General features: G+C 71.0%; 11 protein-coding genes. 5 read left to right on the plus strand and 6 right to left on the minus strand.

Translation table 11 applies throughout. The features are described 5' to 3' along the window. Positions 1-108: 108 nt before the first annotated feature. From ABZ855_RS17545 to ABZ855_RS17555, 3 genes are all read right to left on the minus strand, one after another. Positions 109-1,506: a hypothetical protein gene (locus ABZ855_RS17545; protein ID WP_360807636.1), complete on the minus strand. Its 1,398-nt coding sequence runs from the start codon at positions 1,504-1,506 to the stop codon at positions 109-111. A gap of 360 nt (positions 1,507-1,866) precedes the next feature. Continuing rightward, the gene (locus tag ABZ855_RS17550; RefSeq protein ID WP_360807638.1) at positions 1,867-2,676 is read right to left on the minus strand and encodes an alpha/beta fold hydrolase; all 810 of its coding nucleotides are present in this window, start codon (positions 2,674-2,676) and stop codon (positions 1,867-1,869) included. Positions 2,677-2,811: 135 nt separating this feature from the next. Next, on the minus strand, positions 2,812-4,131 hold the full coding sequence (locus tag ABZ855_RS17555) for a jacalin-like lectin (protein ID WP_360807640.1): 1,320 nt from the start codon (positions 4,129-4,131) through the stop codon (positions 2,812-2,814). Between the two features lie 250 nt (positions 4,132-4,381). On the opposite strand from ABZ855_RS17555, the gene ABZ855_RS17560 reads away from it, so the two are divergent. The 5 genes from ABZ855_RS17560 (at position 4,382) to ABZ855_RS17580 (ending at position 9,027) form a co-directional block, all read left to right on the plus strand. Continuing rightward, a complete protein-coding gene (locus ABZ855_RS17560; RefSeq protein ID WP_360807642.1) occupies positions 4,382-4,975 on the plus strand; it encodes a TetR/AcrR family transcriptional regulator in 594 nt (197 codons plus the stop codon). Positions 4,976-5,115: 140 nt separating this feature from the next. After that, positions 5,116-5,853: an NAD(P)-binding domain-containing protein gene (locus tag ABZ855_RS17565; protein WP_360807644.1), complete on the plus strand. Its 738-nt coding sequence runs from the start codon at positions 5,116-5,118 to the stop codon at positions 5,851-5,853. A gap of 215 nt (positions 5,854-6,068) precedes the next feature. After that, positions 6,069-7,409, plus strand: coding sequence for an NtaA/DmoA family FMN-dependent monooxygenase (locus ABZ855_RS17570; RefSeq protein WP_360807646.1), 1,341 nt, complete (start codon positions 6,069-6,071; stop codon positions 7,407-7,409). Then, positions 7,406-7,930 (plus strand): flavin reductase family protein, encoded by a 525-nt coding sequence (locus tag ABZ855_RS17575; protein ID WP_360807648.1) that lies wholly within the window; start codon positions 7,406-7,408, stop codon positions 7,928-7,930. Before ABZ855_RS17570 ends, ABZ855_RS17575 begins: the two co-directional genes overlap by 4 nt. A gap of 77 nt (positions 7,931-8,007) precedes the next feature. Further along, entirely contained in the window at positions 8,008-9,027 is a 1,020-nt protein-coding gene (locus tag ABZ855_RS17580; RefSeq protein ID WP_360807650.1) for an LLM class flavin-dependent oxidoreductase, read from the plus strand. Between the two features lie 84 nt (positions 9,028-9,111). On the opposite strand, the gene ABZ855_RS17585 is transcribed toward ABZ855_RS17580, so the two are convergent. Genes ABZ855_RS17585 through ABZ855_RS17595 form a run of 3 tightly spaced genes read right to left on the minus strand, consistent with a single transcriptional unit; the run spans position 9,112 to position 11,735 of the window. Then, on the minus strand, positions 9,112-9,912 hold the full coding sequence (locus tag ABZ855_RS17585; RefSeq protein ID WP_360807652.1) for an ABC-2 family transporter protein: 801 nt from the start codon (positions 9,910-9,912) through the stop codon (positions 9,112-9,114). Positions 9,913-9,916: 4 nt separating this feature from the next. Further along, on the minus strand, positions 9,917-10,720 hold the full coding sequence (locus ABZ855_RS17590) for an ABC-2 family transporter protein (RefSeq protein ID WP_360807654.1): 804 nt from the start codon (positions 10,718-10,720) through the stop codon (positions 9,917-9,919). 1 nt (position 10,721) lies between these two features. Beyond that, positions 10,722-11,735: an ATP-binding cassette domain-containing protein gene (locus tag ABZ855_RS17595; protein ID WP_360807656.1), complete on the minus strand. Its 1,014-nt coding sequence runs from the start codon at positions 11,733-11,735 to the stop codon at positions 10,722-10,724. Between the last annotated feature and the right edge of the window lie 20 nt (positions 11,736-11,755).

Raw genomic sequence — 11,755 nt, forward strand, 5'->3', positions numbered from 1 at the left:
GGACCGCTACGGCGCCGGGACCGGTCGTACGACCTGCCGTACGACGATCCGCACGACCAGCCGTACAGCCGGCTGTACAGCCGGCCGCACGGTGAGGCCCGTGGGGTTTCAGTGCGCCAGACGGGCGATGCGCAGCGAAGCCGCAGTCGGGGAGGCGCCCGTCAGTGGGGTCGCGTACGACGGGGTCACCGGGACGTAAGCCCAGGTCAGGGAGCCGTCCTTCAGGGCGGCGATGTCGCCCGTGATGCGCGCCTGGACGACCTTGTCCGGCGACTTGAACGCGCCGTTCCAGTCGATCAGCCGCAGGTGCGTGCCCGTGAACGTGCCGGTGCAGGTACCGCTGGCGCACCTGGCGTTCTTCAGGGACTCCCAGGACACCAGCAGCCGGTCCTTGCCGTACGGGGCCACGCGGACGTTGACGTGTTCCGCGCCGGGCGCGTTCGTCAGGTAAATGGCTTTGCCTGCGGGGGAGTTGCGGTTCTTGAGGAACGACACCGCGACCTGGTGCGTGCTCCACCTCGGCTTCACCGTCCAGCCCCGGCCGCTCGAGTCGTCCGGGTTCTTCGCGGCGGAGGCCGATCCGCGCGAGCCGTAGGCGGTGGCGTAGCGGCCCGTGGACGCTTTCACCAGGTCGCCGGTGCGGCCCGCGTACGTGCCGCCGCAGTAGCCCGCCCAGCACTGCTCGCGCTGCACGGCAGGGGCGTTGTCGGGGGCGCCTATGCCCGTCGACACGAACAGGCCCGAACGCCAGTCGTCGAAGCAGAGGGAGGTGAAGGCGCCGGTGGGCTCGGCGTGCAGCGCGATGCCCTCGTTGTGGGAGCAGCCCCAGCCCCAACCGCCGCTGAGCTTCGCGCCCTTGGCGCTCAGATACGACAGCTTGTCGCCGAAGTGGCCGTCGGCGAAGCCGCCCGCGCCGTGCACCACGAAGTAGGCGCCGTACTTGGTGCCGTTCCAGGTGAGCTGGCCGTCGAGCGTGGGGGACGTGTCGTGGGAGGCGGTGCCGGTGAGCTTGGTGCGCCAGGCCTCCCTGCCCTGGGAGAAGCGGACGAGGGCCGCCGCCGTCTCCTTCCACTTGTTGGTGTCGGCGACCCGGGTCAGCAGCGCGAAGCCGTCGTTGTGGGCGATCAGCCCCCCGACCTCCTTGGCGCCCTTCACGATCGAGTCGCCGCCCGCCCGCTTGCCGGCCGAGGTCAGCGGGGTCACGTGCACCCCGTCCGACGCCGGCCACGCGACCCGCAGGGTCCCGTTGGGCGCGACGGCGGTCGCCGTGCGCGTCCACTCCCGTGTGTTGTTGTAACCGGCGGACAAATAGGGGAACTTGGCCGGCAGCGTCACGGCGGTGGCCGTGACGGCGAGGGATGGCGCAGCGGGCGTCGTCGCCGCCCCGGCGGTCGCGTACCAGGCGCCGGCGAGCAGCCCGGCCGCCGCGAGCCCCCCGATCAGGGGCTTACGGGCCGCGTGGGTACGACGGTGGGCGGTGGGGCGGGGGAGTGGTGCTGAGGTCATACCTGTCTGTTGCCGGGGGGCGGGGAAAGGTTGCCGCCGGATCGCGCGGCTCGAAATCGCAGCGCGACGCGCGACGCGCGACGCGCGACGGCCTGCGGCCTGCGGCCTGCGGCCTGCGGCCTGCGGCCTGCGGCCTGCGGCCTGCGCTCGGTGACCGGCGCTCGGTGACCGGCGAGTGGCGGCCGGCCCGGCGCTCGGTGACCGGCTCGGCGCCCCGGCCGTCGGCGCTCGGCCATCGGCGCTCGGTGACCGGCCCGGCGCTCGGGGACTGGTGACCGGCGATCGAGGGGCCACGGGCGACCGGCGAGGGGTGGCGGGCGGCGGGTGACGGCCAGTCCTCGCAGCAGGCACCCACCCACCTCAGCCCACCGGAACCAACGTCTCCCTGAGCCGCGCGGCGAACTCCGCCGGGTGGGTCAGCAATCCGAGATGCCCTCCCGGGAACGGACGGGCCACGCCACCGATACGGCGGGCGAGGAACGTGGTGGTGCGGTGCAGGAGCTGGCCGGCCGAGTCGATGCCCACGGCGACGGTGAGCCGGGGGGAGGAGGCGGACAGGGCGGCGAGGTGGGGGCTGTAGGAGGTGAAGGGGACCAGGACCCGGGTGAGGAAGACACCCATCGGCGTCGCCAACTCGTCGGCGGGGGACGGGGGTTGTGGTGTCGCGTCCGACGTCTTGTTCAGCTCCTCCTCGGTGAGGGCCCGTTCCTCCATGCCGGCCGTCATACGGATCGACGCGGCCTCGGCACCCTGGGTGCGGTAGGCGTCGCGCACCCCGGCGAACATCGACCGCTGTCGCTCGGCGTCCGGCAGTACCGCGACGACCGGCGGCTCGTGCGCGATCACATGGCGGAGCCGGTCCGGGTGCCGGGACGCCAGATCGAGGGCGGTGACGGCGCCCGAACTGCTGCCGAACACATACGCCGCCTCGCCCTCGGGAAGCACCGAGTCGAGTACCCGCGCCGCGCCGTCGCTCCACCACTCGACGCGCTGTTCCTCGACCGGCTCGCCGAGTCGGCCGTGGGCGAGGCCGAGGGGGTCGTACGTCACGACGGTGAAACGCTCGGAGAGGAGGGCGGTGGCGTTGTCGAGGCCCATGGAATGTCCGGCGCCGCCGGGGATGATGAGGAGGACGGGGCCTGAGCCGCGCACGTCGTAGTGATCACTCATCCTCCCGAAGCTACCGGCTGGGGCGCCCGGAGCGGACTGATTTTCCGGGACGCGTGGACGGAGCGGGAGGGGGCGGACACGCACAGTGGTGTCCGCCCCCCCAACAACGCATCCAGGCCCAGGACTTGGTGGGGGTCAGGCGATCGGCGCGTACACCATGCCCAGCTGGTCGATCTCGTCGCCGGCGCGGCCCGTGAAGCCGACGATCTGCCAGCCCGACGGTGCCGTGAAGGTCGCGGTGTCCGTCGTGGCGGTACCGGAGGCCAGGGTGCGGGACCTGTCCGTCGTGAACGCCGCCGAGAAGATCCTTGTGCGGCCGTCCTTCTGACCCTGTGTCAGTTTCACCGAGGTGAGATGCTCGCCGGACGCCAGGGTGAGGGAGGTGGCGGTGCCGCCGGTGCCGCCGTGGACCAGCGTCGTGCCGCCGTCGTGCGTCAGGGACAGCCCGTCGAGGCGGGAGGCGCCGCGCAGGGTGAGTGTGCGGGGCGAGGGTGTCGCCGGGAGATCGTCGGAGTCGTTGAAGGCCGTGCCGTGCGGGCCGCCGACGACATCGCCGGCGCGCAGCTTCGGGTTCAGCGTCCAGGAGAAGTCGACCGTGTGCGGGAAGTGGTCGGAGAGGTTGCCGCCCGCGGAGTCCAGGAAGGACGCCCACTCGTTGTTGTAACGGGTCGCGGAGAGGTTCACGAGCTTGCTGCCGCGGTAGAGGACCTTGTCGACGACCTCACAGCTGTTGGTGGGCGCGGTCGTCGGGCAGACGATCGGGTCACTGCCCTGGGCCGGCGGCGTACCGCCCTTGACCAGCTGGACCCACGCGTCCGTCAGCCCGTTCTCGGACGCGAGCGTGCGGATGTTGTCGGGCGTGCGCGTGTACCGGGTGTTCGTGTCACCCATGACGATCACGGCGTTGCCGGAGGAGTTGGCCCGGATGAACGCGGAGAGCTGCGAGACGTTGTCGCGGCGGGCTGCGTGTGCCTCGTCGGTGTCGTCGGCGTTGGTGTGGACGTTGTAGAGGTCCACGTAGACACCCTCGGCGATCCGCACCCGGGCGAGCGAAAAGCCCTTCGGGGTGAGGCAGTTGGTGCCGGTGCACTTGCTCCACTTCACCCGCTCGAAGTCCTGGAACGGGTAGTCGGAGAGGGTGTTGAGTCCGTCTCCGAAGGGCACGCCGCCACTGGTCGCCGTGCGGTACGGGTGGTTGTCCTTCGCGTACAGATCGGCGTGGTAGTTGAAGTCCTCCTGCACGTTGACGATGTCGTACGCGCCAAGACGCGGCGAGATCAACGGGGTGTTCACCTTGGGGTTGCCCGAGCTGAGCACATCCGGAAGGCCGGCGACGTTGTAGGTGAGAACGTTGAAGGTGCCCGAGGTGGCGGCAACCGCGGGAGTGGAGCCGGTGGCAGCGAGCCCGCCCAGCGCCAGAGCGCCGGCGACGAGGGTGCCGATGAGTCTTCTCATGGTGGGGGGTCTCCATGGGAGGGGGAAGTGAACACTGCTCAGGTTCACGGGCCAACAGTGTGCTGTACAAGGGCTGTTGGGGGAACAGAGAGTGGAGTGAAGATCCGCCGTTCCTGGGTTGTCGGGCGCCCGTGAGCGAAGCGGTAGCCCCCGAATTGACCGGAGGGTGTCTCCGGTTTACTGTGGAGGAAATTCGGAGATGGTCTCCGTTTTTGTTGGGGTCGCCGTACCGAGCAGTCCAGGAGGGTCTATGAACGCCGCGGAGCAGCAGGGCCGCAAGCCCCGTGCCGACGTCCAGCGCAATCGTGCGGCCCTGCTGGAGGCCGCCCAGCGTCACTTCCTGCGGGACGGGGTCGGTACGTCGCTGGAGGCGGTCGCCAAGGAGGCGGGCGTCGGGCCGGGGACGCTGTACCGGCACTTTCCCAACCGTGAGGCCCTGCTGGCCGCCGTACTCCAGGCCCGCACCGAGGAACTGGTGGCCCGCCGTGAGGACATCGCCGGCATCGGCGACGCCGGCGCGGCGCTGACGCAGTGGCTGCGGGCCATGGAGGACTACCTCAGCGCCTACAGCGGACTGCCGGAACCCCTCATGGCGGCCACCCGGGCGCAGGACCCGGGCAATCCGCTCACCGTCCCCTGCGACGATCTCATCGCCACGACCGACGCGTACGTGCGAGCCGCGCAGCGTGTCGGGTACGTACGCCCGTCGGTGACGGGCTACGACCTGTTCCTCGCGGCCTGCTCGGTCGCCTGGATCAAGGGCACCGGCGCCACCGGGGAATCCGTCGAGCGGCTGCGGGCGCTCGTGGCCCGCGGATACCGCGAGCCGGGCGACCGCGCGTAGCGGTCGGTACCTCACTCAAGGCCGGACCGCGCGGGGGCACCCCGCGCCAGACGGGCCGGGGCAATGGCCCGGCGGTCCCGCCGCGCCGTCATTCGCATCAAGCCGCCCGTGGGGTGGTGCGACCTTTGAAAGGATAAATCATGAAAATAACTGTTATCGGTGCCGGAGTAATCGGCGGAAACCTCGCCCGCAAGCTGAGCCTGGCCGGTCACGACGTACAGGTCGCGGATGCCCGGGGGGCGGAGGTCGTCGCGGCCGAGGTGGTCGAGGCGGGCGCCCGCGCAGTGGACCTGGACGCGTCGGTCCAGGGCCGGGACGCGGTCGTCCTGGCGATCCCGTTCGGGGTGCAGGAGAAGCTGGCGGAGCTGATCGCCACCGCCCCCGCCGAGACCGTCGTGATCGACACCTCGAACTACTACCCGCACCTCAACGGACGGATTGAGGCGGTGGAGGACGGCGGCCAGGTGGAGAGCGTGTACGCCTCCGAGCTCCTCGGCCGGCCCGTCATCAAGGCATGGAACGCCGCCCTTGCCGAGACCCAGCGCACCCGAGGTCTTCCGGCGGGCACTCCGGGCCGCATCGCCATCCCGGTCGCCGGAGACTCCGCGGAGGCGAAGAAGGTGGCCATGAGCCTGGTCGACGACACCGGCTTCGACCCCTACGACGCCGGCCCCCTGGCCGACTCCTGGCGCCAGCAGCCGATGGGCCCCGCCTACTGCACCGAACTGACCCTCGACGAGCTACCGGCCGCCCTGGCCGCCGCCGACCGCGTCAAGGACGCCGCCGTCCGCGACAGCATGCTCGAGCGGATCGCCGACCTCCCCGGCAGCCCCACCCTGGACGACATCGTCGAGATGAACCGCGCCGCGCACCGCTGACACCCCGCCCCCGGCCTCCTCTTTCTCGCCGAGCGCCGCCGCGCCGCCGATCCCGCGCAGGAGGGTGCGGCGGCTGCCCGCCGGACATCCAGGCGCACCAGCCCGGACGCACCGACCGCACGCGGCACGCCGCACGCCGCACGCCGCACGCTCGCCATCCTCGGCCATCCCCGACACCACCCCTGTTTCCTTCCGCCCGTTTGGAGGCGTCCCCCATGACGAGCCCGCAGATGCTTCTGGCCATGCAGTTCACCAGCGGCTACGGATCCGAGCCCGGGGCGTGGCGGCTGCCCGGGGCGAATCTGTCCAGCTACACCGACATGGACCAGTTCGTGCGTTACGCACAGGCCGCCGAGCGCGGCAAGATCCAGCTGCTGTTCATCGCGGACACCCCGGTCCTGGACGTGGACCTGGAGACCGAGCACCCGCACACCCCCCTCGACCCGCTCCTCGTCCTCACTGTGATAGCGCGCGAGACCGAGCGGATCGGTCTGGTCGCCACCGCCTCCACCACCTTCAACGAGCCCTACACCATCGCCCGCCAGTTCAAGGCCCTGGACGTGATCAGCCACGGCCGGGTCGGCTGGAACGCGGTCACCACCTCCCACCCGGCGGCCGCGGCGAACTTCGGCCGCCGCATCCCGCCCCGCGCGGAGAAGTACGAGCGCGCGCACGAGACCGTCCAGGTCGTGCAGGCTCTGTGGGGCAGCTGGGAGAAGGACGCCTGGGTTCGTGACGTCGAGGCGAAGCGGTTCGCCGACATGGGCAAGATCCAGCCGGTCAACGTCCAGGGCCGCCACGTCGCGTCCCGTGGCCCGCTGCCCATTCCGCCGTCCGAGCAGGGCCAGCCGGTCATCTTCCAGGCGGGCGGCGGCAGTTACGGTCTGGAACTCGCCGGCCGCTTCGCCGACGGCGTCTACGCCAACCCGATGACGCTCGAGGACGCCCAGGCCCAGCGCCAGGCCCTGCGGGATGCCGCCAAGCGGGCCGGGCGCGACCCGGACGAGGTGAAGATGTTCGCCGGTTTCATGCCGGCCGTCGCCGCCTCCCGCGAGGCCGCCCTGGAGCGCAGGCGTTTCCTGGACGAGTCTGTCGACCTGCGCCAGCGTGTGCAGTACCTCGGCGCGATGATCGGTCTGCCGCTTTCCTACGATCAGATCGACAGGCCGCTGACCGCACCCCAACTGGCCGACGCCGAGCCCAGCCCGCACGACCGGCGTTCCTTCCGTGCCCTGGAAGTGGCCCGTGAGGGCTGGAGTCTGCGCGATGTCCTCGCCCACGGCGTCATCGACTACCACCCGGTCGTGGGCGGCCCCGCCGCCGACATCGCCGACCACATGCAGCAGTGGTTCGAGGCCGGGGCCTGCGACGGCTTCTCGCTCGCCATCGACGGCTACCACGACGGCGTCGACGCCTTCGTCGACCAGGTCGTCCCCCTCCTCCAGGCGCGCGGCCTCTTCCACCTCGACTACGAAGGCCCCACCCTGCGCGACAACTTGGGCGCCCGCGAGCAGTACGGCCTGGACCCGCGCGTCACGGAACCGGCCCGGTCATGACCAGTACATCCCCGCTCGCCACAGCGCCCGCCACCGCCCCGCCCGCGCGCCGGTTCCGTGACGCCATGGCGGCCGTCGCCTCCCCGGTGGCCGTGGTCACGGCGATGGACGGCGAGCGCCCGCACGGCACCACGGTCAGCGCCTTCGCCTCCCTGTCCCTGACCCCGCCCATGATCCTGGTGTCCCTGGACAACCGCTCCCGACTCCTGGCGATCATCCGCCGCACCGGACGCTTCGGCGTCAACATCCTCGGCACCCACCAGGCCGGACTCGCCGCCGCCTTCGCCCGGCCGGGTGCGGACAAGTTCGCCGACGACGTCATCTGGTCGCTCAGCGCGGACCTGCCCCGCCTGCCCGGCTCGGCGGCGTGGATCGTCGCCGAGGTCGACGAGTACGTCACCGCCGGCGACCACACCGTCCAGCTCGCCCACGTCCTCGCCGCGGAACCCGGCGAGGAAGGCACCGAGCCCCTCACCTACCACCAGCGTCTCTTCGGCACCCACACGCCACTGACCACCTGAGCGGCCCGGTCTCCTCCCCAGCCTCGAACTCCGCTTTCCGGCGCCCCAACTCGACTGCCAGCAAGGACAGAAACACCGTGAAACTCAGTCTCGTCGAGCTCTCCACCGTCCTCCCCGGCGGCGACAGAACCCAAGCTCTCAAGGACTCGGTCGACGCCGCGAAGCAGGCGGAGGATCTCGGATATCACCGCATCTGGTACGCCGAGCACCACGATGCCGCCAGCACCGCCTCCTCGGCGCCCGAGATCCTCATCGCCCTGGCCTCGGCCGCCACCTCCCGTATCCGCGTCGGCTCCGGCGCGGTACTGCTCAACCACTACAGCCCCTACAAGGTCGCCGAGACCTTCCTCCAGCTCGAAGCCCTCGCACCGGGCCGCATCGACCTCGGCCTCGGCCGCGCCACCGCGGGCCCCCTGGTCGACCTCGCCCTGCGCCGCGACCGCGACGCACCGCCCGCCGACGATTTCGCCGAGCAGGTTCAGGAAGTACTCGCCTACTTCCACGGCCGCTTCCCCGCCGACCACCCCTTCGCACGGCTGAACCCCGCCGCGGGTGTCGCCTCGCGGCCCGACGTGTGGATTCTCGGCTCCTCGGGCAGCAGCGCCCGGATGGCGGGCGAGCTGGGCCTCGGCTACGCCTTCGCGGGTTTCATCAACCCTGACGTTGCCCCTCGTGCTCTGCTGCGCCACGGCGCGTTCTCCGCACCCGTGGCGGGCGGGCCGGCCGGAGGCCGCGGCATCCTCTCCGTCAGCGCCGTGGTCGCCGACACCGACGCCGAGGCGCGGCGGCTGAACTGGTCCAGGACCGCCCTGATGGCACGCCTGGCCCGGCAGGGGCCCGCGGCCCGGGTTCCCACGGTCGAGGAAGCCGAGCGGGAACTCGGCCAGGACCAGAAGGACGCCCCCACCGTCATCACGGACGGCCGCTGGCCCCGTCAGCTCGCCGGCAGCCCGCAGACCGTACGGGATCAGCTGGAGCAGATGACCAAGGCCACCGGCGTCGACGAAGTCATGATCCAGGACATCATCGCGGACCCCGAAGCCCGGTCACACTCCCGTGCCCTGCTGGCCCAGACGCTCGCCGTCGCCGCTCGTTGACGGTCCCCGCGCAGGTCGGGCGGATCCCTCCGAAGCGCTACCCGGGTACCTCCCCACGTACCCCGGCCCGGTGCGCCGCACCTGTCACCCGTTCACCCCCGTGTAGTGACCCAGACTCCACCGCCACAGCAGCCGGGCCCCCAGGAACGCCACCAGCCCCAGCAACGGCGACGCCGCAGCCAGCCAGTACGGGACGCCCGTGTCGTGGCCGTGGCCCGTCAGGACCGCTGCCGGGAAGTACGCGACGAAGGCCAGGGGCAGGCCGAAGGTGAGGAAGCCGCCCACCGCTCTCGGGAGTACGTTCAGGGGGTAGCTGCCGAACGTGCCGAGCAGCTCCTCCAGCCAGCGGCCCCAGTAGTCGGCGGCCGGGAAGCGCAGCGACGCGCACGCGACCACCAGGAACAGGGCCGCCTCCATGAGCATCCCGCCGAGGACGCCCAGCACCAGGTACGTGATCCGGCCCGCCGTCCAGTCCAGGTCGCTGCGTGAGAGCGCGCCCACCATCAGGCCCACGGCCACGGTCAGGTCGCCGATGGCGTTGGTGGGGAAGACGGACAGCTGCACCTGGCGGAACACCGGCATCGGGCGGACCAGATAGGTGTCGATCATCCCCTCCTGGATGATCCGGCCGATCCCGTGCAGCCGTCCGAGGAACAGGACGAAGATGCCGTGCGCCAGCATCCGGGTCGCCGGGATCAGCAGCACCTCCGAGCTGTCCCAGCCGCCCATCCCGGTGAACCGGGTCAACAGCACCGTCGCGAACACGATCACCGACACCTGCCAGATGGCACCGATCGCGATCATCAGCAGGAACTCGGAGCGGTACTCCAGCTGGGCACGGAAGTTGAGGCGCGTGATGCGCCATGCGATACGTACGGCGTTCACGGCCTCAGCCTCCCTGGGCGACGACTCGAAGGGCGGCCCGCCGCCACAGGAACCGGGTGAACAGGGCCAGTACGAGGACCCAGCCGGCCTGCACGGAGAGCTGGAAGGCCGCGTCCGAGAGCGGAATGCGGCCCACGTACAGCGACAGCGGCACACTCAGCGTGGCCTGGAAGGGGAGGAAGGAGCTGAGGGTGATGAACCAGCCGGGGAAGAACCACAGCGGTGCGTACACCCCGGACAGCAGGTTCTGCGCGAAGATCAGGATGAGCATCGCGGCGCCGTTGCGCAGCGTCCAGAAGCACAGCTGGTCGATGACGAGCATGACGTAGTAGAGAACCAGCTGGCCGAGCAGGAGGCTGAGTGCGAACACCCCTGCCACGGCCGCCGATTCGGGCGGTTCGACCACCCCGGCGGCCAGACAGACCAAGAACCCGGCGAATGCCCAGGCGAAGCCGTACACCTGCTCGCCCAGGGCCCGCAGCGCGTAGTAGCGCTGGGGCGGCAGCGGACGCAGGTACCAGTACACGATCGTGCCGAAGTGCATGTGCTGGAGTACGGTGTCGCGGCCCGCGTACTGGTCCAACTCCCGCAGCCGGGAGGCGAGTACGGCCATGACGGCGTACGTCACCGCCTGCTCGCGGTCGAGGCCGGCCGTCGTACCGGTCTGCTGGTAGAGGCCCTTCCACAGGGACGCGACCAGGACCACCTGGACGGTCAGCCGGATCAGGGCCGCGGTCATCCGGGGCGGGGCGTTCAGCTCGCCGAGGGGGGTGACCCGGGCGGCCCGCCAGGCGTGCAGGACGGCCATGTCAGGCGCCCTCGGGGGTCGCGGGTGCCTCGGCCTGGACGTACGCGGCACGCATCACGTCCTCGAGGTCGGCCTCGTCGAGGGCGATGTCCGTCACCTCGTACCGCTCGATGACCTGCTTGAGCGCCTGGTGGACGGTCGGGGCGGCCGGGCCCTCGGGGCCGAAGACCACCTGGGGGCCCTCGCGGCGCAGGAGAGCGATGCCGGGGAGCGGCGCCACCTCCGCGTGCGGGTCGGCCAGCGTGGCTCGGACCTGCCAGGTCGAGCCGAACTTTTTCTTGATCTCGTCCAGCGTGCCGTCCAGCACGAGCCGGCCGTGGTTGACGAGGACGACCCGCTCGGCGAGCCGCTCGACCTCGGTCATGTCGTGCGTGGTGAGGAGGACCGTCCGGCCGCGCTCCTCGACCTGGTGCCGCAGGAATTCCCGCACCTGCTCCTTCACGACCACGTCCATACCGATGGTGGGTTCGTCGAGGAACACCACCGGCGGATCGTGCAGCAGCGCCGCCGCGAGGTCGCAGCGCACCCGCTGGCCCAGCGACAGATGCCGTACGCGGGTGTCCCAGAACGTGGACAGCGCCAGCAGCTCGTCGAACTCCCGCAGCCGTACGGCGTGTTCGTCCTTCGGTATCTCGTAGATGTCCCGCAGGATCGAGAACGACTCGCGCACCGGCAGGTCCCACCAGAGCTGGGTGCGCTGGCCGAACACCGCCCCGATGTTGCGGGCGTTGCGCTCCCGCTCCAGGTACGGCACCACACCGGCGACGCGTGCCTCGCCGGAGGTGGGCGTGAGGATGCCGGTGAGCATCTTGATGGTCGTCGACTTGCCGGCGCCGTTCGGCCCGAGCAGCGCGAGGAGTTCACCCGGCGCGACGTCGAAGGTGATGTCGGAGACGGCCTCCTTGGCGACCCGCTCCGGCTGGACGAGGGAGCGCAGCGCCCCGGTGAACCCGGGACGCCGCACTGTGGTGTGGAAGGTCCGGGACAGGCCCCGGACCTCTATGTTGCCGCTCAACGTTCCCCCGATAGAGGCGA

This window comes from Streptomyces sp. NPDC047042, assembly GCF_040644035.1.
In the GTDB taxonomy this organism is placed as follows: Bacteria; Actinomycetota; Actinomycetes; order Streptomycetales; family Streptomycetaceae; genus Streptomyces.